The 23,278-nt window shown below is 63.0% G+C and carries 15 protein-coding genes and 1 tRNA gene; 7 read left to right on the top strand and 9 right to left on the bottom strand.

The window, feature by feature from the left end; translation table 11 throughout:
• Positions 1-118 precede the first annotated feature (118 nt).
• Positions 119-820 carry an SDR family oxidoreductase gene (locus AC1DE1_RS05760; RefSeq protein ID WP_477176760.1) on the bottom strand — a complete coding sequence of 234 codons (702 nt, stop codon included), beginning with the start codon at positions 818-820 and terminating at the stop codon, positions 119-121.
• Positions 821-1,027: 207 nt separating this feature from the next.
• Here AC1DE1_RS05760 and AC1DE1_RS05755 point away from each other — a divergent pair, with 207 nt between their 5' ends.
• The 4 genes from AC1DE1_RS05755 to AC1DE1_RS05740 are packed head-to-tail and all read left to right on the top strand — an operon-like array spanning position 1,028 to position 5,805.
• Entirely contained in the window at positions 1,028-1,567 is a 540-nt protein-coding gene (locus tag AC1DE1_RS05755; RefSeq protein WP_441602042.1) for a winged helix-turn-helix transcriptional regulator, read from the top strand.
• Entirely contained in the window at positions 1,564-2,667 is a 1,104-nt protein-coding gene (locus AC1DE1_RS05750; protein WP_477176759.1) for an HlyD family secretion protein, read from the top strand. The genes AC1DE1_RS05755 and AC1DE1_RS05750 overlap by 4 nt, the downstream gene beginning before the upstream one ends.
• A complete protein-coding gene (locus AC1DE1_RS05745) occupies positions 2,664-4,262 on the top strand; it encodes a DHA2 family efflux MFS transporter permease subunit (RefSeq protein WP_477176758.1) in 1,599 nt (532 codons plus the stop codon). Before AC1DE1_RS05750 ends, AC1DE1_RS05745 begins: the two co-directional genes overlap by 4 nt.
• 31 nt (positions 4,263-4,293) lie before the next feature.
• Positions 4,294-5,805 carry an efflux transporter outer membrane subunit gene (locus tag AC1DE1_RS05740; protein ID WP_477176757.1) on the top strand — a complete coding sequence of 504 codons (1,512 nt, stop codon included), beginning with the start codon at positions 4,294-4,296 and terminating at the stop codon, positions 5,803-5,805.
• 19 nt (positions 5,806-5,824) lie between these two features.
• On the opposite strand, the gene AC1DE1_RS05735 is transcribed toward AC1DE1_RS05740, so the two are convergent.
• Genes AC1DE1_RS05735 through AC1DE1_RS05725 form a run of 3 tightly spaced genes read right to left on the bottom strand, consistent with a single transcriptional unit; the run spans position 5,825 to position 9,761 of the window.
• Positions 5,825-7,264: a cytochrome c gene (locus AC1DE1_RS05735; RefSeq protein ID WP_477176756.1), complete on the bottom strand. Its 1,440-nt coding sequence runs from the start codon at positions 7,262-7,264 to the stop codon at positions 5,825-5,827.
• Positions 7,261-9,036, bottom strand: a complete 1,776-nt coding sequence (locus AC1DE1_RS05730; protein WP_477176755.1) for a GMC family oxidoreductase — start codon at positions 9,034-9,036, stop codon at positions 7,261-7,263. Before AC1DE1_RS05730 ends, AC1DE1_RS05735 begins: the two co-directional genes overlap by 4 nt.
• Complete coding sequence (locus tag AC1DE1_RS05725) at positions 9,033-9,761, bottom strand: gluconate 2-dehydrogenase subunit 3 family protein (RefSeq protein WP_477176754.1); 729 nt, start codon at positions 9,759-9,761, stop codon at positions 9,033-9,035. Before AC1DE1_RS05725 ends, AC1DE1_RS05730 begins: the two co-directional genes overlap by 4 nt.
• 389 nt (positions 9,762-10,150) lie before the next feature.
• Between AC1DE1_RS05725 and AC1DE1_RS05720 the strand changes: the two genes are divergently transcribed.
• Positions 10,151-11,053, top strand: coding sequence for a cation diffusion facilitator family transporter (locus tag AC1DE1_RS05720; RefSeq protein ID WP_441602049.1), 903 nt, complete (start codon positions 10,151-10,153; stop codon positions 11,051-11,053).
• A 357-nt stretch (positions 11,054-11,410) separates the two neighbouring features.
• On the opposite strand, the gene AC1DE1_RS05715 is transcribed toward AC1DE1_RS05720, so the two are convergent.
• A complete protein-coding gene (locus AC1DE1_RS05715) occupies positions 11,411-12,262 on the bottom strand; it encodes a lysophospholipase (RefSeq protein ID WP_477178946.1) in 852 nt (283 codons plus the stop codon).
• A gap of 326 nt (positions 12,263-12,588) precedes the next feature.
• Entirely contained in the window at positions 12,589-14,850 is a 2,262-nt protein-coding gene (locus AC1DE1_RS05710) for a TonB-dependent receptor (RefSeq protein ID WP_477176753.1), read from the bottom strand.
• A gap of 201 nt (positions 14,851-15,051) precedes the next feature.
• Here AC1DE1_RS05710 and AC1DE1_RS05705 point away from each other — a divergent pair, with 201 nt between their 5' ends.
• The gene (locus AC1DE1_RS05705) at positions 15,052-19,656 is read left to right on the top strand and encodes a DEAD/DEAH box helicase (RefSeq protein WP_477176752.1); all 4,605 of its coding nucleotides are present in this window, start codon (positions 15,052-15,054) and stop codon (positions 19,654-19,656) included.
• 140 nt (positions 19,657-19,796) lie between these two features.
• Here AC1DE1_RS05705 and AC1DE1_RS05700 read toward each other — a convergent pair whose 3' ends face one another.
• Positions 19,797-20,168 (bottom strand): nuclear transport factor 2 family protein, encoded by a 372-nt coding sequence (locus tag AC1DE1_RS05700; protein ID WP_441602053.1) that lies wholly within the window; start codon positions 20,166-20,168, stop codon positions 19,797-19,799.
• A gap of 169 nt (positions 20,169-20,337) precedes the next feature.
• Between AC1DE1_RS05700 and AC1DE1_RS05695 the strand changes: the two genes are divergently transcribed.
• Positions 20,338-20,413, top strand: a tRNA-Ile gene (locus tag AC1DE1_RS05695).
• A gap of 321 nt (positions 20,414-20,734) precedes the next feature.
• Here the strand turns inward: AC1DE1_RS05695 and AC1DE1_RS05690 are convergent.
• Positions 20,735-22,150 (bottom strand): TniQ family protein, encoded by a 1,416-nt coding sequence (locus tag AC1DE1_RS05690; RefSeq protein WP_477179029.1) that lies wholly within the window; start codon positions 22,148-22,150, stop codon positions 20,735-20,737.
• Positions 22,143-23,021, bottom strand: coding sequence for a hypothetical protein (locus tag AC1DE1_RS05685; protein WP_477178945.1), 879 nt, complete (start codon positions 23,019-23,021; stop codon positions 22,143-22,145). Before AC1DE1_RS05685 ends, AC1DE1_RS05690 begins: the two co-directional genes overlap by 8 nt.
• Between the last annotated feature and the right edge of the window lie 257 nt (positions 23,022-23,278).

Below are 23,278 nucleotides of genomic sequence, written 5' to 3'. Positions count from 1 at the left end.
TCCCTCGGGCTTTTTCGTCCAGTACTGCGGTGCAACGAAAAGCTGCCATTCGCGACCGAATGGACGGCCTTATGGCCGTCCACTGGTGTTTGGCATGTTTCTACGGCGTGGGCGCCGATCAGCCGCCCAGATAAGCCGCCGGCGTGGCGCCGAAGCCCGCCTTCACGTGCTTGGCGGTGTCGTCCGCCAGCACTTCGGCGTCGCCGCGCTCCAGCGCTTCCAGGGTGCGGGCGGCGATGTCGGCCGGGCTGGTCTTGGGCGCATCGACATGGCTGACCATGTCGGTGTCGATGTAGCCGGCATGGATGCCGAGCACCTGGGTGCCCTGCGCGCGTAACTCGATGCGCAGGCTGTTGGTGAGCGCCCATGCGGCGGCCTTGGTCACCGAGTAGGCGCTGGTGCTGTCCAGGCTCAGCCAGCTCAGCGCGGAGAGCATGTTCACCAGGGCGCCGCCGCCGTTCTTCTTCAGTACTGGGGCAAACGCGGCGCTTACCGCGTAGACGCCGTACAGATTGGTTTCCATGATGCGACGCAGGTTGCCCTCGCCATCGGCCGCGTCCAGCAGCGGCGTGCCACCGGTGATGCCGGCGTTGTTGATCACGATGTCCACATCGGCCGCCAGCTTCGCGGCGGCAGCGACGTCCTGCGGGTTGGTCACGTCCAGCTTGACCGGCACGACGCCGGGCAGGGTGACGGTGGACGGATCGCGCGCAGCGGCATAGACCTTGCGCGCGCCGGCGGCCAGCGCGGCCTTGGCGAAGGCGAGACCGAGGCCGCGGTTGGCGCCGGTGATGAAGACAGTGGAACCCTGGATTTTCATGATGGTGTGTCCGGTAGCGGGGTGGAAGAGAATGGTGATTCTTTATATGACCGAAATCATATAATTCGAGTACTCGCCAGTTTCAAGGGCGCGGCCGAAGTTTTTTTGCATCGGCGCCCTTCACGCCGCCCTCACAAAAAGTCACTTGCATTTCGCAAGTTACAATTTATATGATGAGCATCATCTAATGCAGTAGGGCCCGTCGCCGTGCGCCACACCACCGCCGAAAACATGCAATGCCCGATCGCCCGCGGACTGGACCGGGTGGGCGAGTGGTGGAGCATGCTGATCCTGCGCGACGCCTTTTACGGCTTCACGCGCTTCGACGATTTCCAGACCAGCCTGGGGATCGCACCGAACATCCTTAGCCGCCGCCTGGCGATGCTGGTGGAAACCGGCATGCTCGAGCGCCGCCGCTACAGCACCCGTCCGGTGCGCCACGAATACGTGCTCACCGAACGCGGCCGCGATTTCCGCCCGGTGCTGCTGGCGATGATGGCCTGGGGCAACCGGCACTTCGCCGAGGAAGGCCAGGCCATCGAGCTGATCGATCGCCAGCTGGGGCACATCGTCGAACCGGTGCTGGTCGATCGCCAGACCGGCGAACCCATCACTCGCGAACGCCACGAATTGCGCGCCGGCCCTGCCGCCAGCGAGCGCATGCGTGCGCGCATCGAGTTCAGGAATTCACGGGCGCAAGCCCTGCAAACCCTTTCCCATCCCAAGTCTCCGGAGTCACTCCCATGAATGCCGTCACCGTTGCCGAGCGAGCGGACGCACCCGCCGTTACGGAATCCGCTCCCCGCAGCCGAAAGAAGCAGCTGCTCAGGCTCGCCATTGGCGCGGCGGTGATCGCCGGCGTCGTCTATGGCGGTCACTGGTGGAGCGTGGGCCGCTTCATCGAAGACACCGACGACGCCTATGTCGGTGGCGATGTCACCGTGATCGGCCCGAAGGTGCCCGGCTATATCACGCAGGTCGCGGTGACTGATAACCAGGTGGTGCACGCCGGCGACCTGCTGGTGAAGATCGATGATCGCGACTATCGCGCCGCGCTCGCCAAGGCTGATGGTGCAGTCGCTGCGCAGGAAGCCCTGCTCGCCAATCTCGACGCCACCGAAAAACTGCAGCTGGCAGTGATCCGCCAGGCGCAGGCCAGCGTGGCGGCGGCCGCTGCCGAAACGCAGCGCTCGCGTGACGACGAAGCGCGTTACCGCGATCTCTCCAGCCGCTCGGCGGTGTCGATCGAAAGCGCGCAGCGCGCCGATGCCACGTACAAGACGGCGCGCGCCGGTTCGGACAAGGCGGATGCCTCGCTGGTCGCCGCGCAGCGCCAGATCGACGTGATCGAATCGCAGAAGCAGCAGGCACGCGCGGCCTTGCAGCAGGCGAAGGCCGAACAAGACATTGCGCGCCTCAATCAAGGCTATACCGAGCTGCGCGCACCGGTGGATGGCGTCGTCGGCAACCGCCGTGCACGCACCGGCGCCTATGCCGCGGCGGGGACGCAGTTGCTGTCGGTAGTGCCGGCGCGTGGCCTGTGGGTGGACGCCAACTTCAAGGAAGACCAGCTCGCCCGCATGACGGCCGGGCAGTCCGTGGAAATTCGCGCCGACGTCGTGCCTGGCCGCGTATTCCACGGCCATCTCGCCAGTCTCGCCCCGGCCACCGGCGCGCAGTTCAGCGTGCTGCCGCCGGAGAACGCCACCGGCAACTTCACCAAGGTCGTGCAACGTGTACCGGTGCGCGTGGTGCTGGACAGCAAGGACGATGAGCTGGGCGTGCTGCGTCCCGGTCTTTCCGTGGTAGCTGATGTGGACACGCGCGGCCGGGTCGCCACGCCATGAGCGCTCATGCCGCCAGCGCACCGCTGAGCGGGCCCATCGATCCGGCCGCGCTCAGCGTCGCGCAGAAAGTATTTGCCTTCGCCAGCATGTGCGTGGGCATGTTCATCGCCTTGCTCGATATCCAGATCGTGTCCGCGTCGCTGCGCGATATCGGCGGTGGCCTGTCGGCGGGCGCGGATGAAACGGCCTGGGTGCAAACCAGCTATCTGATCGCGGAAATCGTGGTGATTCCGCTGTCGGGCTGGCTGTCGCGCGTGATGTCCACGCGCTGGTTGTTCGCAGCCTCGGCAATTGGCTTCACCATTACCAGCATGCTGTGCGGCATGGCCTGGGACATCAAGAGCATGATCGTGTTCCGCGCGCTGCAGGGTTTCCTGGGCGGCTCGATGATCCCGATGGTGTTCACTACCGCCTTCGTGTTTTTCCAGAACAAGCAGCGCGTGATCGCGGCGGCGACCATTGGCGCGATCGCCTCGCTGGCGCCCACGCTTGGGCCCACGCTGGGCGGCTGGATTACCGATCACTCGTCGTGGCACTGGCTGTTCTTCATCAATCTGGTGCCCGGCATCTTCGTCGCGGTGGCGGTGCCGATGCTGGTCAATATCGACCGCTCGGATTATTCCCTGCTGCGCAACGCCGACTACCTCGGCATGGTGCTGCTGGCGATCTTTCTCGGCTGTCTGGAATACACGCTGGAAGAAGGTCCGCGCTGGAACTGGTTCAGCGACCAGGTGATCCTCACCACGGCGTGGCTGTCAGGCCTGGCGGGCGTGGGCTTTATTGCGCGCAGCCTGACTTACGATCATCCCGTCGTTGATCTGCGCGCACTGCGCGACCGCAATTTTGCGCTGGGCTGCTTCTTCTCCTTCGTCACCGGCATCGGCCTGTTCGCCACCATCTATCTCACGCCGCTGTTTCTTGGCCGCGTGCGTGGCTATAGCGCGTTGCAGATCGGCGAGGCAGTGTTTTCCACCGGCGTGTTCCAGATCCTCAGCATTCCGCTCTACACCTTTCTGGCCAAGCGCTACGACCTGCGCTGGATCATGATGGCGGGGCTGGCCGTGTTCGCCATCTCCATGTGGGACTTCACGCCGATCACGCATGACTGGGGTGCACACGAGTTGCTGCTGCCGCAGGCCCTGCGCGGCATGGCCCAACAGCTGGCGGTGCCGCCGGCGGTGACCCTCACCTTGGGCGGCCTCGCACCGAACCGGCTCAAGCTCGCCTCGGGCCTCTTCAACCTGATGCGCAATCTTGGTGGCGCCATCGGCATCGCGGTGTGCGCGACCATCCTCAACGACCGCACCAATCTGCATTTCTATCGCCTGTCCGAACATCTCAACACGAGCAACGAAGCGATGAACGGCTGGCTGGCGCAGACCACCGGCCATATCGCCGAGCTCGGCCAGAACGTCGACGAAGCCACCAATGGCTCGCTGCATCAGTTGTGGCAGCTGGCGTATCGCGAAGCGCAGACGCTCTCCTATGCGGACGCCTTCCTCGCCATTGGCCTGTGCTTTGTGGTGGCCACGGCGATGGTGCCGCTGATGCGCAAGGTGGCGCCGCCTGCTGCGCCGTCCGCCGATGCGCACTGATTCGATTTTCTACATTCTTCGAGATATCACGATGAACACTTCGCTTTCGTCATCTGCCGGCGCGTCACGCTTATCATCGCGTCGCCACTCGCTAACTTTGGGCGCACTTGCGGCGGCCCTGATCGGCCTGGCCGGTTGCACGGTCGGCCCGAACTACGTGCGTCCGGAGGTGAAGACCAACGCCGACTACGCCAGCCAATCGATGCTGCAGCAGCGCGACGCAACGCGTGCCGCACCCGAGCTCGATGCTTGGTGGCAGGGTTTCGATGATCCCGAACTCACCCGCATCATCAGCCGCGTGATGGCGCAGAACCTCGACCTTGCTGCGGCAATGGCACGCGTGGACCAGGCACGCGCGGCCGCACGCGAGGCAGGTGCACAGCTCGCACCGCAAGGCAGTCTTGATGGCCAGGTGGTGCAGCAGCATCAATCGACCAAGGGCCCGCTGGGCGAGATCGCCAGCCAGACGCCCGGCTACAAGCGCTCTCAGACGCTGGAAACCCTGGGCGTTGGCGCAAGCTGGGAGCTCGATCTTGCCGGCGGCCTGCATCGTGGCGCCGAAGCGGCGGATGCCGAAGCGCAGGCAGCCGAAGCCAGCCAGGATGGCGTGCGCGTCTCCGTAGCCGCCGAGGCTGCGGACAGCTATTTCCAGGTGCGCGGTGCGCAGGAACGCATACGCCTTGCGCAGCAGCAGATCGATACGGAAAGCCAGCTGCTCGAACTGGTGAAGGACAGGCTGGCCGGTGGCCTGGCGACTTCGCGCGAAGTGGCACAGGCACAGGCGCTGGTGTTGCAGGCCAAGACCACCTTGCCGCCGCTGCGCATCACGCTGGCGCAGCAGCTCAATCGCCTCGACGTGCTGATGGGCGCCGCGCCCGGCACCTACGCAGCGGAATTGAAGGATCAGGCGCCGGCCTTCACGGTGCCCGTGATCGGCACCGATGGCGGCCCGGACATGCTGCTGCGCCGCCGCCCGGACGTGATCGCCGCCGAGCGCAAGCTCGCCGCATCGAACGCACGCATCGGCGTCGCCGTGGCCGAGTACTACCCGAAGGTGTCGCTGGGTGGCCTGCTCGGTTTTGAAAGCCTGCAGAGCGGCTCGCTGTTCTCTTCCCAGGCGTTCCAGCCACAAGCCGTGCTGGGCCTGCATTGGCGCCTGTTCGACTTCGGTCGCGTGGATGCCGAAGTGGCGCAGGCCAAGGGTGCGAATGCCGAAGCGCTGGCGCAATATCGGCAGTCCATGTTGCGTGCCACCGAAGACGTGGAGAACGCCATCGTCTCGCTCGCGGAGCTGGAAACCCAGCACCGCGATCTGATCCTGGAGGTACAGGCCCACGTGCAGGCCCGCGATGCCGCGCAGGATGCCTACAAGGGCGGTGCGGTAAGCCTGATCGAAGTACTGGATGAAGATCGCCAGTTGCTAACTTCGCGCGACCAGCTTGCCCGCGTCCATGCCGATGACGCGCGCGCCGCAGTGGCTACGTTCCGTGCACTGGGCGGCGGCTGGTCCGGCAGCGAGGCGAAGGACGTGGCAGCGCGTTGAGCGCTGCCGTGCACGGGAGTTACTTCGAAGGTGCGGGCGTTGGCGGGACCTGGTCTTCCGCATCCGCCTTGAGCTCATTGGGATCACGCACACGTGAATCGTAACTCGTCATCAATGGCTGTCCGACCGGCGGCTTGTCGCGCAGACCCGCCACCTGATTTGCCGTCACCGCGCCGCCGCGATTACCCCAGCTGGAGCGAACGAAGGTGAGGATGTCCGCGATCTGCTGATTGTTCAACCGCTCGCGGAAGGCCGGCATGCTGAACTGCGTGGGCGCGTCGCGGCCGGCCGGCATGGTGGCGCCATGCAGCACCAGGCGCACAGCGGAGCCGGGATTCTCGCCGTTGAGCACGGGATTGCCGGCAAGCGCTGGATAGACCTGTCCATAGCCGTGGCCGTCGGTGCGATGGCAGGTGGCGCAGTTGTCGATATACAGCTGCGCACCCGGTGCGCTCACGTTGCCGCTGTAGAGCGCCGTGTGCGTGGCCGCGTCATAGGTCACCGCCTGTTCCTGCCGCGCCGCCGGCAAGGACTTCAGGAAGTGGACCATGGCGGCGAGATCCGCATCGCTCATGTACTGCGTGCTGTGCTCGATCACGTCGCTCATGCCGCCAAACACGGCACTGCGTTCGGTGCGGCCGGATTTGAGCAGGGCGATCAGCTCATCCTCCGGCACACTGCCAAGACCGCTGGCCAGCTCGCCGCGCAGGCTGGGCGTGACCCAGTTGTCGTTGATGCTGCCGCTGAGGTACGCCGGACCATCCCTCGGACTCAATGCCTTCTCTTGCAGCGTGAACGCGCGCGGCGTGTGGCAGGCACCGCAATGTCCCAGGCCCTCCACCAGGTATTGCCCGCGCGCCATGGTCGCGTCGCCGGTGGCGGCGGTCTCGATTGGCGAGACCTTCGGCGCAAACAGCCAGCGCCAATAGGTGAGCGGCCAACGCATGGACAGCGGCCAGTGGATGTCTTCGGCGTGATTGTCTTGCTTCACCGGTTGCACGCTATGCATGAAGTAGGCGTACAAGGCCTGGATGTCCTGATCGCTCACCTTCGCATACGACGGATACGGCATGGCGGGATAAAGCGTATGGCCGTCCGCATTGATGCCGCGACGTACCGCGCGCTCGAATTGGCCATAGCTGTACTTGCCGATGCCGGTATCCGGATCGGGCGTGATATTGGTGCTGTAAATCGTGCCGATCGGCGAGGCGATCGGCAGGCCGCCCGCATAGGCCTTGCCGCCGGGCGCAGTGTGGCAGGCGGCGCAATCGCCGAGGCGCGCAAGGTATTCGCCCTGCTTGACCTGATCGGGCGTGGCCTCCGCCGCCTTTGCCGTCGGATCGCCGCCGCCACCGGGGAAAAGCATGGCAAGCAGCCATACGATTACCAGCAGCACGACCAGTACGACGATGACGCGCCACAAGCTGCTGCCACGACGAGGCTTCGCATAGGTGTTCATGCCTGCACCAGAGGCCCGGGATTCTTGAGATAGGTCTCGCGGATGGCCTTGACGGACATATACGTGAGGCCGCCGATTAGACCGGTCGGGTTGTAGCCAAGATTCTGCGGAAACGCCGAGGCGCCCGTGACAAACACGTTGTGCACGTCCCAGTTCTGCTGGAAGCGATTCAAGGCACTGGTTTCAGGCGAGCTGCCCTGGATCACGCCACCGGTGGTATGCGTGGTCTGGTATTGGCGCACGTCGTAGTGGCCGCCGGGTTTGCGTATCGTCTGCGAGGTCTGCCTGGGCTTCATCGCATCGGCAATCTCCTGCGCCTTATCGGTCAGGAATTGCGTCATCTTGTATTCGTTGTCGTGCCAGTCGAAGGTGATGCGCAGCAGCGGCAGGCCAAACGAATCTTTATAGGTCGGGTCCAGATCAAGATAGCGATCGCGATAGGACATCACTGAGCCATGCGACTGCACGCCAGTGGTGTGCAGATAGCTATCCTTCGCCGCGCGCTTCCACTTCTCGCCCCACGCCGGTGTACCCGGCGGCACCAGCAGCTGCTGGATCGGCCGGCCGCCGGTCTGTCCGCCGAGGATGTAACCACCGCCCACGAAGCCGTGCGGACCGTGATCGAAGTGATCGGAATTGAACTCGTCGATGATCTGGTTGCCGCCGGAGCCCGCGCCGATGAACGGATTGATCGCCACGTCCTTGTCGAAGAAGACGTTGACGTTGCTCATCATCTGGTACGCGTAGTTCTTGCCGATCACGCCCTTGCCGGTGCTGGGGTCGTACGGCGCACCAATCCCTGACATCAACATCAGGCGCACGTTGTGCATCTGGAACGCCGACACGATCACCAGATCGGCCGGCTGCTCTACCTGCTGGCCCTGCGCATCGACGTAGGTGACGCCGGTGGCGCGCTTGCCGGTGGAATCGAGGTTGATCTTGATCACGTGGCTGTTGGTGCGCAGCTCGAAATTCGGCTTGCGCATCAGTACGGGAAGAATGGTGGTCTGCGGCGACGCCTTGGAATACATGAAGCAACCAAAGCGCTCGCAATAGCCGCACAGATTGCACGGACCCAGCCGCACGCCATGCGGATTGGTATAGGGCCGCGATGCGTTGGACGAGGGCTGCGGGAATGGCTTGTAGCCCTTCGAGCGAGCCGCATCGGCAAAAAGTTTGGCGCCGTAGTTGTCGGCCACCGGCGGATTCGGATACTCGCGCTTGCGCACGCCTTCGAACGGATTGCCGCCATCCTTGATCTCGCCATTGAGATTGCCTGCGCGCCCGGAAGTGCCGCACAGATACTCAAACTGATCGAGGAAGGGTTCGAGTTCGTCGTAGGTGACGCCATAGTCCTGGATCTGCATGTCCTCGGGCATAAATTTCTGCCCGTAGCGCTTGCTGATATGGCTATGGAATTCCAGATCCTCCGGCGAGGGCCGGTAGTGCTGCCCGTTCCAGTGGATGCCGGCGCCGCCAACGTTGTTACCTAGCAGGAACGAACCGTACTGGCGATACGGCACGGCGGTCTCGTTGAGGTTGTGGCGGATCGTCACCGTCTCGCGCGCCAGCGGCTGGAACAGCTCGCCGCGGATACCGTAAGCCAGCTCATCGGCATTGTGCGGATAGGTGAAGTCAGGCGAGGTATCGCGATAAGCGCCGCGTTCCAGCGCCAGTATCTTCAATCCCGTATCGACCAACTCCATGCCGATGATGGCGCCGGTCCAGCCAAAGCCGACCAGCACCACGTCGACCGGTTTCATGCGCATCATGATTTCGCCCCTTGGATCGACACCGGCCCAAATGGATAAACCTTGCCGGGCTGTTCGATCCAGTCGGCGTAGTCGGCGCGCGCGCCCGGAAAACCGATCATCTTCCAGGCGCCCATCTGCTTGTTGCCGCCGTACATCGGGTCGGCGAAATAACCTTCCTTGGTGTTGGCCAGCAACTGGGTGAAGAAGGCGATCGCCGGGATATCGTCGAGCTGGATCTCACCCTTCTCCATCTGATGGAGGATGGCGTCGCGTTGCTCGGCCGGCAGCGCAGAGAACTTCTGGTTGTGCTGCTTCTGGCACCAGCTGTCGACCGAAGCGATGCCCTTGCGATAGAACTCGCGCGGCGTATAGCGCAGCTGGTAGCCAAGCGTGGCTGGCGCATCGGGCACGAACGGCCCCTGCATATACCAGAGGCCGCCATGGCCGTAGGCCGCTTCCATCTGGCGATCGAGAAATTCCGGCACGCCCGCTTCAACGGCGCTGGGTCCGTCTTCATTGGGCGGGATCAATCGTTCCACCGCGGCCTGCAGGAATTCCCACTCGGGCGCCGTGAAATAACGTGGCGAGTACTTCGTTGCCGTGGCAGCTGCCGCAGGCGTGGCGGCCGTGCTGCTTTGCGTCTGCGCGATGGCGGAGGTTCCCAGCAGACTGACGGCAGGTACCGCCACCAGCGACTGTCGCAAAAAGTCGCGACGGGAAGGCGATCTGGGCTTGCTGGACATGACAACCCCTTACCAAGCGTGCGTTGCGTTCGCCGATCCTGACGCGACAGCTGAATGCAAAACGTGAAGGTTTGTTTACAGAACAAACGCAGCAGGCGAGCGGCTTGCGTGCGTTTTCCTGGAGGCGTTTGGACGCCCATCGTTCACAGTATGTCGACCGCACGCATGACGACTATCGGACTTTGGTGTTGTCGGGCGATCGACACGCTGCGCATCGCCAAGGAACAGAACGAACGCTTCCCTGGTTTCGAATCCGACGTGCAACCTCCCCTTGTGGGAGCGCACCCTGTGCGCGACCGCTGCGACGGGGCAGCGACTTCGGCGGTCGCGTTCGCGCACAGGGTGCGCTCCTACAGACATAATGTCTGCGACCTCAAAAGGGGATGGGCATGGACACCTTCCGCGAACAGAGCCTGTTGCGCCTTTCAATCGGCGCGACCTTCCTGGTCGGCGTGGCCTGCGTCACCGTGGGCTTGCTGATGCGCTCGCAGGCCCTCGCCTTCGACGGCTTCTACTCGCTGGTCGACGTGGTGCTCACGGCCGGATCGCTGGCGGTCTCCCATCTGGTCACCAGCGAGGGCAGCCGGCGCTTCCAGTTCGGCTACTGGCACCTGGAACCGCTGGTGCTGGTGTTCAATGCAGCGGTGCTCACCGCGATCTGCAGCTACGGCGGCTTCACCGCCTTGCATGGCCTGCTGACCGGCGGCCACGAGCTCGCCTTTGGTTTCGGCGCGGTGTGGGCGGCGATCATGGGCGTGGTCAGCGTGGCCATGGCGCTATATATGCGACGCCAGGCCAATGCCTTGGGATCGGTGCTGCTGCAACTGGACGCGAAGGGCTGGCTGATCGGCGGCGCCATCAGCGTCGCGGTGCTGGTGGGCTTTGCCCTGGCGGCCGTGATGCAGGGCGGCCCGCTTGATCACTGGACGCGCTACATCGATTCCACCGTGCTCTTGCTGCTGACGCTTGCGCTGCTGCCGCTGCCCCTTGGCAGCCTGTGGCAGGCGCTGCGCGAAGTGCTGCAACTGGCGCCCGATTCGCTCGACCAGCGCGTGCGTGATGTGATGACGGCGATGGTAGGGGAGCGCGGCTATCTCGACTTCACCAGCTACGTTGCCAAGATCGGGCGCATGCGGTTTATCGACATCCATATCCTTGTGGATGCGTCGCGGCCGTTGGGTGATATGCGGGATGTGGATGCGGTGCGCAGCGACATCGCCAGTCGGCTGGGCAGCGATATTCGGGCCGAGTGGCTGACGATTGTTTTCACCGGCAAGCGCGAATGGATGTAAGCCGCGATCACCTTGTAGGAGCGCACTTGTGCGCGACAACCCGGCGAAGCGGTGAACTGCAACTCTGCGGTCGCGCACAAGTGCGCTCCTGCAAGGTGATCGCAGGCAGCGAAAACCTACCCCCGCTTCTGCAACCAATCCCCCAGCTGCTTCAACACCTGGCTGCGCGCGGGCTCAGCCTCATTGAACAGCTCGCGATACGGCCGCGAGTGGATGTAAGCCGCTGCGATGCCCCCAACTGTGGGAGCGCACCCTGTGCGCGACGGCCACGCTGGGGTGTACCGCTCCGTAGGTTTGTCGCGCACAGGGTGCGCTCCCACAAGGTGCGCCGTCGGTCGCGGGACAGCGGCGGAGAAACTACCCCCGCTTCTGCAACCAATCCCCCAGCTGCTTCAACACCTGGCTGCGCGCGGGCTCGGCTTCATTGAAAAGCTCGTGATACAGCGAATCGAAATAGCGCGTGGTGACTTTGTTGCCGGCCCAGCTGGCTGATGAAAAATCACGGCTGCCGGAAGGATTGACCAGCTTGTCCGCACCCGCCACCAGCAGCAGGGTGGGGATGGCAAGTTTCGATGCATCAGCAACGGCCGCGTCACCTGCGCGGAAAATGAAATCCGCCAGGCGCGGCGTGATCCAGCCATGCCGCAGCGGATCGCGGCGATACGCCGGCTCTACCTGCGGGTCATGCGAGAGCTTGTCGAACGGCAAGCCATTGGGCAGCGGCAGATTGGGCAGGGCCTTGGCCAGTGTGGCCGCCAGCTTCTGTCGCCACACCGGCTCCCAGGTGCGCAGGGAAGGGGAGGACAGCACCATCGCCCCGGGCTGCACGCGGCGGTCGAGCACGGCGCGCGCCGCGACCAGGCCGCCCATGCTGTGGCCTAGCAACAGCGGCCGCTGTGGCCGGGCCTGAGCGTAGTCGTTGTAGACGATCGCCAGGTCTTCGAGCAGATCATCCGGATGGGACAGCGCGCCGCGCCGTCCGGGCGACTGGCCGTGGCCACGCTGGTCGTAGCTGCGCACCGCATAGCCGCGCGTGCGGAACCACGCGGCCAGGCGCTGGTAGCGTCCGCTGTGCTCGCCCAGCCCATGCACGATCAGCACGGCCTCCTGCGCCCGGCTGCTGGGCCAGTCGCGCACGAACAGCGTCTGGCCGTCGGCCATGGTGAGGGTGTGGGAGCGTTCGCTGCCCTGGTCGCCCGGGTGGTTCACATTGCGCACTCGACGGTAAAGGCCTGCATTCTGCAACAAGCGACGTGCGTTTGGCGCTTTGCAGAGAGGTTGTCGCCAATGACCGGGTCAGCGGCGGCGCCCCTAAGCTCGTCATTCCGGCGCAGGCCGGAATCCAGGTGCGGTGCATCACGGTTATCGCGGAACCGCCACACAAGGCCGATCAAAACTATCGCGACAATCGTAGTGCACCGCGCCTGGATTCCGGCCTGCGCCGGAATGACGAGCTGAGGAGCAAAGAAAAAGGGAGCGGACCGGCCGCTCCCTCTTTTCATATCGCGTGACCAGCGATCAAGCCGGCTGCAACATCAAAAGTCCGCGCGGAACTCCACGCCAATGATGCGCGGGTCGTTGACGAACGCGGTGCGGTTGTTGAAGTCGATCGCACCGGTGATGTACTGCTTGTTGGTGATGTTGCGGCCGTACAAGGCGATTTCGCGCTTGCCGAAATCCCAGTTGTAGCCCACGCGCACACCACCCTCGAGCATCGGCTTGCCGCGGAATTCCTCCGAGTCGTACAGGAAGAAATTCACCTCGCTGCGGTAGGCCCAGTCGGTGTAGATGAAGAACTCGCCACTCTCGCCATACGGGATGCCGTAGCGCGCGGTGAAGTTGCCGATCCACTGCGGTGCGTTCGGCAGCGGGTTGCCGTTGACCAGCGCGTTGCCGTCCGCATTGAGCGGATCGAGCACCGTGCAGCCCGAGCCGCACACGGCCACGGCCAGGTTCGGATCGTCCAGCTTGGTGTGGTTGTAGCTGCCGCCGGCGGTGAGGACGAAGTTCGGCGTCACGTAGGCTTCGAGGTCGAACTCGGCGCCGTAGCCTTCGGTCTTCTTCGCGTTGATCAGGCGCGTGACGTTGATGTCGCCGCCCACCGCGGTGAGCTGCTGGTTGTGCATGGTGTAGTCGTACACGTCGGCGTTGAAACGCAGACGGTTGTCCATGCCGGTGGTCTTCACGCCCAGCTCGTACGAGGTGATCGTCTCGGGCTTGGCCTGCGAGATGAAGTCGGCAAACAGCACGCGGCCCTGCACGCTCGGTGCGCGGAAACCGTTGGCGATACGGCCATACACGTTGACGTTGGGATTGAGTTCCCAGGTGCCGGTGAGGTCGCCGCTCCAGCGCGCGTCATGCGGGTTGGCACTCAGCGACAGCGGGCCGCCGCCGATCGGCGAGAGGATGCGATCAACGTGGAAGTCACGCGAATCGTGCGACCAGCGCGTACCGGCGCGCACGTCGAAATCGTCGGTGATGTGATAGTCGGCCGAACCGAACACCGCATAAGCCTTGGTCGTCTGCGCCTGCTGCGCATAGCCGTCCATCACGTGGTTGGCCAGCGTGTTGTAGTCGTAATTGACGATCGCGATGTTTTCGTAGAAGTAGTACGCGCCGACCTGCCAGTTCAGGCGATCCTGCGGGTTGCTGGCCAGGCGCACTTCCTGCGTGATCTGGCGATCGTGCGGCAGCGCATCGGCGGTTTCCGACGGGAACGGCGTGACGGCCTTGTCCTGGCTGGGATTCAGCGGAATGGCGATACCGCCGTCCACGTCGCCGAGGCTGTACGTGGTGGCCTTCTCGAAACCGGTGATCGAGGTGAGCGTGTAATCGCCCAGGTTCCAGGTGAGGTGCAGGTTGCTGCCCCACGAGAACAGGTGCTGGCGATTGAGGCCGTCCTGGTACACCACGTTGCGGTCAAAACCCTGGACCAGGCTGTCGCTGCCCAGCGGAATCGCGTTGGCGCGGTTGACCATCGCGCTGCCATCCAGCCAGCGGCCGTGCACATTGATCAGTGCGTTGAAATCCTGCACGTCGTACATGGCCTGCAGACGCACGGCGCGGTCGTTGTAGCCGCCCAGGTCGTCCTTCTTGCCGGTGTAGTCGTTGTCGATCCAGCCATCGCGATGCTGCGCCAGCGCCGACATGCGGCCCGACCAGTTGCCGCCCAGCGAGCCACCAAGTGCGGCTTCGGCATTGGCGGTGCCCTTGGTGCCGTAAGAGGCCTTGGCGTAACCGCTGGTTTCCTGGCTCGGCTTCACCGAGTCGAACTTGATCACGCCGGCCGGCGAGTTACGGCCGAACATGGTGCCCTGCGGGCCGCGCAACACTTCGACCTGCTGCAGGTCGAACAGCGGGAAGCCCTTGAGGATGGGGTTTTCCTGCACGATGTCGTCGTACACCATCGACACCGGCTGCGACGCATTCAGATCGAAGTCGCTGTTGCCCAGACCGCGGATATAAAAGCGCGGGAACTCACGACCGTAGGAAGTCTCGGCGTACACGCTCGGCGCGCGGCCGGCCAGCTGCAGCACGGTGTCACCCGCCTGGCCGTAATTGCTCAATTGCTCCGCCGTCACCACCGTCATGGAGACCGGCACCTTCTGCAGGTTTTCGACGCGCTTTTCAGCGGTCACGTTGATGGTTTCGAGCTGGACGGCCTTGCCGCTTTGTCCCTTGGCCGCGCTAGCGGCGGGTGGGGTCGCGTCCTGTGCGAAAGCAGTCGTTCCTGCGGCAAGGGCACTGGCAATGGAAAGGGCGAGCAACGCGAAACGCGTCTGGCTGGCGGCGGTCATTGGACGGTCCCCGGAGAATGGAAGCAAAGTGCGGAAAGAGGCGGAAAACACCGCAAGAAGTCAGCGTAAGAAGGCGGCTTAACGATATTGTCACGTAATTCTGGCAAGGGTTGAAGCGAATTTTCTTTCGAAAAGTTGGCAAAACCCCTTGACGCCCCCATGTCTCTCCCTCTGAGAGCGGCTTGAGCGACACTTAAGTCCATGCCCCTGCACGATTTTCATCCAGCGGTTGCGGCCTGGTTCCAGGGAGCCTTTCCTGAACCCACGGCGCCGCAAAAAGCGGCTTGGCCATCCATACGGTCAGGCCGGCACACGCTTGTGGCCGCACCGACAGGCTCAGGCAAGACGCTGACGGCCTTTCTCTCTGCCATCGACGGCCTGGTGCGCGAAGGCCTGGCCCACGACGGCGCACTGCCCGAAGCCACCACCGTGGTCTACGTGTCGCCGCTCAAGGCACTGTCCAACGACATCCGCATCAATCTGGAAGCGCCGCTGGAAGGCATCCGCGCCGAACTGGCCAAACTAGGCCTGCCCGATGTGGACATCCGGACGGCCGTACGCACCGGCGACACGCCGCAGGCCGAGCGCAACCTGATGCGCAAGCAGGCGCCGCATATCCTGGTGACCACGCCCGAATCGCTGTACATCCTGTTGGGCTCCGAGTCGGGTCGCCGCATGTTGTCGACGACGCGCACGGTGATCGTGGATGAAATCCATGCGCTCGCTAACAGCAAGCGTGGCGCGCATCTGGCGTTGTCGTTGGAGCGGTTGGAGTCGTTGTGTCAGCGGCGACTGTTGCGGATTGGGTTGTCGGCGACGCAGAAGCCGATTGAGGATGTGGCGAAGTTTCTCGTTGGAAGCCACGCCACACTTCTCCCTCTCCCCGCCGGGGAGAGGGCCGGGGTGAGGGGCCAATCTTGCGACACGCCCACAAAAAAGCGCGCTTCGAAAAAAACCGAGGCAAGCCCCGACCCCTCATCCGACCCTTCGGGCCACCTTCTCCCCGCAGGGGAGAAGGAAAAGGACAGCGTCAACATCATCGACGTCGGCCACGCCCGCGACCGCGACCTCGCCATCGAAGTCCCCCCAGTCCCCCTCGAAGCCGTCATGTCCAACGACTGCTGGGAACTGATCTACAACCGTCTCACTCAACTGGTCGAGTCGCATCGCACCACCCTGGTCTTCGTCAACACCCGCCGCATGGCCGAACGCGTGGCCCGCCATCTGTCCGAACGCATGGGCAAGGAAGCCGTCGCCGCGCACCACGGCAGTCTCGCCAAAGAACAACGCCTCGACGCCGAGCAACGCCTCAAGCGCGGCGACCTGCGCGTACTGGTGGCGACCGCATCGCTGGAACTGGGCATCGACATCGGCGACGTGGATCTGGTGTGCCAGCTTGCATCACCACGTTCCATCGCCGCCTTCCTGCAGCGCGCCGGCCGCTCCGGCCACGCCGTGAACGGCACACCCAAGGCGCGCCTCTTTCCCACCTCGCGCGACGACCTGGTGGAATGCACCGCACTACTCGATTGCGTGCGCCGCGGCGAACTCGACACCCTGATCCAGCCGCCGCAACCACTGGACGTGCTCGCGCAACAGATCGTGGCGGAAGTCGCCTGCCAGGAATGGAGCGAAGACGCGCTCTACGACACGCTGCGTCGCGCCTATCCCTACCGCGATCTCACCCGCGAGCAATTCGACGCCACCGTGCGCATGCTGGCCGATGGCTTCACCACGCGGCACGGCCCGCGCGGTGCGTATATCCACCGCGATGCCGTGAACCGGCAATTGCGTGCCCGCCGCAATGCGCGACTCACCGCCATCACCTCCGGCGGCGCCATCCCCGACACCGCCGATTACCTGGTGGTGCTGGAACCGCAGGCCACCATCATCGGCACCGTCAACGAAGACTTCGCCGTGGAAAGCCTCGCCGGCGACGTGTTCCAGCTGGGCAACACCAGCTACCGCATTCTTCGCGTGGAGCGCGATCGCCTGCGCGTGGAAGATGCCCAGGGCGTGCCGCCGAATATCCCGTTCTGGCTGGGCGAAGCGCCTGGTCGCAGCGCCGAGCTGTCGCACGGCGTGTCGCGCCTGCGCGAGGAAATCGCCACGCGTCTCGATGAAGGCGGTGTGCCCGCCGTGCTGCATTGGCTGATGCACACGCTCGGCATGAACGAGGCCTCCGCGCAGCAGCTGGCCGAATACATGGCCGCCGCCAAGGCCGCGCTAGGCGTGCTTCCCACGCAGGAAACGCTGGTATTCGAGCGCTTCTTCGACGAATCGGGCGGCACCCAGCTCATCATCCACACGCCCTGGGGCAGCCGCATCAATCGCGCCTGGGGCCTGGCCCTGCGCAAGCGCTTCTGCCGCCAGTTCAATTTCGAACTGCAGGCAGCGGCCACCGAAGACGCCATCGTGCTGTCGCTATCCACCAGCCACAGTTTTCCGCTGGAAGAAGTGGCGCACTACCTGCACTCCAACACCGCCGAACATGTCCTGATCCAGGCCCTGCTGGACGCACCGCTATTCCCCGCGCGCTGGCGCTGGAACGCCACCACCTCGCTGGCCTTGCCGCGCTTCCAGGGCGGCAAGAAAGTGCCGCCGCAACTGCAGCGCATGAAGAGCGAAGACCTGCTCGCCGCCGTATTCCCCGATCAGGTGGCCTGCCTGGAAAACATCGTCGGCGAGCGCGAGATTCCCGATCATCCGCTGGTCAACCAGACCATGCACGACTGCCTGCGCGAAGCGATGGACGTCGACGGCCTGCTGCACATCCTGCACGGCCTGGAAGACGGCTCCATCCAGGTAGTGGCGCGCGACCTCGCCGCCCCCAGCCCGCTCGCCAGCGAAGTGCTCACCGCCGCGCCTTACGCCTACCTCGACGACGCACCGCTGGAAGAACGCCGCACGCAAGCCGTGCAATCCCGCCGCTGGTCCGACCCCGAAAGCGCCGACGACCTCGGCCGCCTTGATCCCGACGCCATCGCCTCGGTACGCGAAGAAGCATGGCCGCAAGTGCGCAGCGCCGATGAAATGCATGAAGCCCTCACCATCCTCGGCGGCATCACGCAGAGCGAAGCAGATGCGAACGAAGGCTGGAACGACTGGCTAAAGAGCTTGGCCAAAAATTCCAGGGCCACGCGCTTGGCTCCCTCTCCCCTCCGGGGAGAGGGTTGGGGTGAGGGGTCACTCTTGCCCCAGTCCAGCTCTATGCACATCTGGACCACCGCCGAATCCCTACCCAAGTGGCAAGCCGTCCACCCAACCGCCACCCTGCACCCACCCATCGATGCCCCGGCCGAATACGCCGCGCAACCCTGGACCCACGAAGACGCCCTACTCGAACTAGTCCGCGGCCGCCTAACCGGCTCCGGCCCCATCACCGTCGCGCAACTCGCCACATCACTCCAAGTCGAGCCCAGCGCCATCGACCTCGCACTGCTACGCCTTCAATCCGAAGGCTACGTCATGCAAGGTCACTTCACCCCCGGCACGCACGACATCGAATGGTGCGAACGCCACCTCCTCGCACGCATCCACCGCTACACCATCGGTCGCCTGCGCCGCGAAGTCGAACCCGTCAGCCGTCGCGACCTGATGCGCTTCCTGTTCGAATGGCAGCACGTGGCCCCCGGCGCACGCCTCAGCGGACCGGATGCACTACCCGCCGTGCTGACCCAACTGGAAGGCTTCGAAGCCGCCGCCGGCGCCTGGGAAAGCGAACTGCTGCCGACGCGCATCAACGACTACTCCATCACCTGGCTGGACGAACAGATCCGCGCCGGCCGCGTCAGCTGGAGCCGCCTGCGCAGCGGCACCGGCAATGGCGGCGGCCCCGTGCGCGCCACGCCCATCGTGCTGCTGCCACGCCGCAGCTCGCCCATCTGGACCAACGCCGCGGCCGCCGATGCGAACCCGCAGGACATCGTCGTCTCCTCACGCGCACAAGCCGTGCTCGACGCCTTGCGCGACCACGGCGCCCTGTTCTTCGACGAACTACTGAGCGACACCCACCTGCTGCGCACCGAACTCGAAGACGCCCTGGGCGAACTCGTCGCCGCCGGCCGCGTCACCGCCGACAGCTTCGCCGGCCTGCGCGCCCTGCTAGTCCCCGCCGCCAAACGCGACGCAAACCGCCACCGCCGTTTGCGCAGACACATGCTGACTGGCATCGAAGACGCGGGCAGGTGGTCACTAGTAAGGTCAAACCGCGCAACTCTTCTCCCCTCCGGGGAGAAGATGCCCGGCAGGGCAGATGAGGGGCGGGTGCTCGCCAAATCCTCCCCTACGACCAGCACCAAGCTCGACCCAGACCACCTGGAACACATCGCCCGCAGCCTCCTCCGCCGCTACGGCGTCATCTTCTGGAAACTGCTGGAACGCGAAGCCTCCTGGCTCCCCAGCTGGCGCGAACTCCTACGCGTCTACCACCGCCTGGAGGCGCGAGGCGAACTCCGCTGCGGCCGCTTCGTCGAAGGCCTCGTCGGCGAACAATTCGCCCTACCCGAAGCCATCACCCGCCTGCGCGCCGTACGCCAGCAAGAGCCGCAAGGCGAACTCGTCCTCATCAGCGGCTCCGACCCACTCAACCTGGTCGGCACCGTCCTGGCCGGCAACAAACTCCCCGCCGTCACCGGCACCCGCGTGCTCTACGAAGACGGCGCCGCCGTCGCCGCCTGGGTCGCCAACAAACCGCAATGGCTGGTGGAATCGACCACCCCCCAGCAACAGCTGTGGCGCAACGCATTGCTGCGCCGCGCGGATGCGGATGGTCTTAAAGCGGATGCGCGAGCTGCGGGCTTCTAGCTCGCCATTCCGGCAAGCGCCCTGAAAAAGGGAAGGGCGGCGGTGTTTCTTAGCTCGTCATTCCGGCGAAAGCCGGAATCCAGCGCCTCTAGGGCCGGCTGTCGCGAGTGACATCCATCGGGCTCTTCAGAACCCAGCCATCACTCACTGTAATCCCCGATATAAACCAACAACCCATCCCTCTCCCGAAACTCACTCCGCCCATTCAACGTAATCGACTGCCCCGCCCGCACCCCATTAGGCAAGTCAACCGCAAACGTCCCATCAAACAGGATATGCACCGTCGCCGTCCCGTCGCGCTCTTCATAGGCAAGAATCACCTGCCGCCGCGCCGAAAACAGAAAGCTCGAACTCTGCGCCAGATGCCGCAGCTCATCGACACCAAACGTCCGCACGCTCAACACCCCGGCCGTATAGTTCTCGAACACCACCTCGCGATGCATCGTCGCCGTCATGCCGTCGACATCCATGCGGTTATAGGCAGCCAGGTAACGTTCGATCAGCTCGCGCATGGCGCATCCTTCAAAAAAGCAGGCGCCAACACCGGCGCGACAGCGCAAAGTCTACGTTAACCGCGCCATCCCGCCGAAATCCCACCCCAAAACCCACCCACCCCCGTCGACGCCCCCTCCCGACCCCGCTACCATGTCCGCCCCAAGCCAGCGCAACGCCGGCACGCATGGGCCTATAGCTCAACGGTTAGAGCAGGGGACTCATAATCCCTTGGTTCGAGGTTCGAATCCTCGTGGGCCCACCAATTTGGAAGTCTTTTTGGACTTTTTGCGCGATCAATCAAAGTTTGTCCGTATTGGCCAATCCTCGATAGACATCCAGCAAGTTTGTCCTGGCGAACGCCACAGAACCCTGCCCCCGAGGTAATTTGGCTCGGGGTGAAGAGCTACTCTTTGGCGGATCCCGAGAGGCCCATTTTGCGGCTGCAACATTCCCCAGTACGTATGGGAGGGAGCGTCTTTGAGGAAGTAAAGAGTCGGCGGTACTAGGAAGTACGCGTTAGGTCGACCCATTGTCCTTGCGATCGCCGTCGACGGTCCGCCACATGCCGGAGTTCGGCGTTGCTTCAGCGCGGCTTGATTGGCCTAATCGGGGCGGAAGGTATTGGCGCCGAAGCATCGGGGGCACAAGGAGGCCAAGTAGCGGAGGGGTCTTTCCTACGCCGCTTTCGGTACCTTTCGTAGGACTTTGCACCGAAGCGTTCCTTCAGCGCCGCCAAGACCGCGTGCCTAGCAGTTCTAACATTCACACCCGTTGCTTTAACTGTTGCTTCCACCAAATGGTCTTGGCTTGGGTAGCAGACCGAGGGATATTCATATACAGGTCCCCCAAGAAGATAGCTCAGCGCCAAGTTTCGCCTTCGGCGCTGAGACTTCTTGCCATTGAGTGCTCGAAGGCCAGAGTACTCGTGGATTAGCTCGGGGAAGTGGAAGTTCAGAAAGCCAGCGGAAACGCCTATTTCCTTCGCGACCTGCCGCAGCGACGGTATTGGATCAGTCTGCCCCTCTCGTATTTCGCTCTCGAGCCGAATCTTCGCAATTTGCACAAGCTCGGCAGGTCGGCGTGGCTTAGCTGTCGACGGTAGATTTAAGCGTGCAAACTCCAGGAGACAGGCAGATTTTGCCGCGCCTTCGGGGTCACAGAGGATGTCCGACGGCCGGACTCCAAAGGCCGCGCACCTTCTCAGGAACGAATCGAATCTCGGCGGCCTGGCCTCTCGTGCCAGCTGAGGTCGCCGTGGGCCCTTATAAGCAAATTTAGAGATCTTCTTATTGAGGGGTGAAAGATATTCAGAAAACGTCTCGATGAACCGATTGTACGCTCCAGGCACAACACGTAGCTCGCCTGTCGATATTCCGACAACTAGGTCGATGCACTCGCTCTCATAGAGTGGGGCGTGCGGGATGATTTCCCAACTAGATGGCAGACTTCGTAACGACAATTTGCATTTGCAACAAAGTTCAAGCGAGCCGCAATGATGATAGTGAAGTTGAGTGGTGAGGCACCGCGGACACTTGGTTAGTAAACGTATCCTATGTATGGGGCATCTTTGAACGAAGGGAACCGCCCAAGCAAGACGGTCATAAAAAGGAACATCCAATTGGAAGGACTCTTCAAGACAGGCTGGGCACCATGCACGATCGGCACGAATGATTCCGTGTCCATTCGGCTCCAGGGATCCCTTGAGTGCTAGAAACGTTGTTCGATGCAATGATTCAGTGCCGGTCGCTTCTCGGACGATCTCAAGGTATGTTTCAACATTAGCGCCATATCCACATAGCATGGGATTCGTGCAGTTGATGACGTTCTGCTTCGCCCGTTCATCATCCGGATGTTGCTGCTTCCACCATTGGCGAAGATGCATGGCTAACGTGTACACAGAGACGCTATGCGCAACAGCCATGCGACAGAAAAGCGAACCAAATGCCTCAACTTCGACACTCTCCGCACCGAGCGGGTATATCGGAAGGTAGTCAGTCATCGCCATGAGTAAGGATGTCCATCGACGCATTCCTGTTGGGGTTTCGTTCAAACGGTCGAGCAATCCGCTTCCCTTCTTTCGTCTTATCAGAAGTCAGAACGCTCTCTGATCGGGTCACGACGGCAGGGCATTCGTTTCGAAGCGCAGCCTTTCCCATCTTGATATCCAGGGCGACCGCCCTCCGCTCCAGTGCTGGGGGTATGCAACTTAGGAGTATCTTTCGATCAATTGGTGACTTCTTTGAGTTGGCAATCACTTGAGCGTGCCAGAGCATCTTGTCGAGAAGGCCAATCACACCGTTGGTTCCTAGCAACAGCGTCTGAAATTCATCGACAAGTAGCGATTCTGTCTTCAGCTTGAGGTGCTGTTCGTATGTCTTGAGAATGCGGAGCCAAGCCTTCACGTGACATGCGTTATCCGCTTCGTAGTGCCCAAAGTCGTATATAACAACGCGCCCGCAGAAGTGTGCGGAGTCGAACAAGCCGCGGTATGCAATTTCATATCCTCCACAACCAATCAAAGTACGGTTGATTGCGCAGGTTGATTTAATTGATTCAAGGATGGATGCCCTGACATCAGGGTCCTTCGTATGAGTTAGCAAATGAAGTTCGTCCAGGCAGACACGGCGGACGAAACGCCCATCTAGAGCCGATTTAAGTGCAATCCGGATCGTTCCTTCATCACGACCACGAGAAGGAAAGTAGTGTTCGGCCTCATCCAGGGCGCCGATGTGTTCATAGACGGGGTGCTTTAATTTTTTGAGTAGTTCGATACCGAGCCACTTTGGCCTTGCGCGTCCGTCACCGACAGTCTCGATTTGAAGGTCGGTGACAGGAATTGCGCCAGGTCGAGTGTCACGAAAGGCGTCCATAAGAGCCTTCACCACGCACTGGTATAAAATGGACTTTCCGCTCTGCGGTGGCCCCAGAAGAAGTATCACAAGTCCATCGCCGCAATCCCGACACATGGGAAGGAACGTATGTTGGCGCTCGTTGAAAACTGACCATCTCTGCTCATTGAAAATTGACCAGGGGTGGAAGCCGAGGGCGGCAGCCCCCGGCGTTGCCTAATCGTATCGATTGTCAGCTCAATTCGTCGATGGCCTCCTGGTCTTGAGTCTTGGCCTGT

The organism is Dyella sp. 05T440 (assembly GCF_056395965.1).
This window is presented reverse-complemented; position numbering and strand designations above follow the sequence as displayed.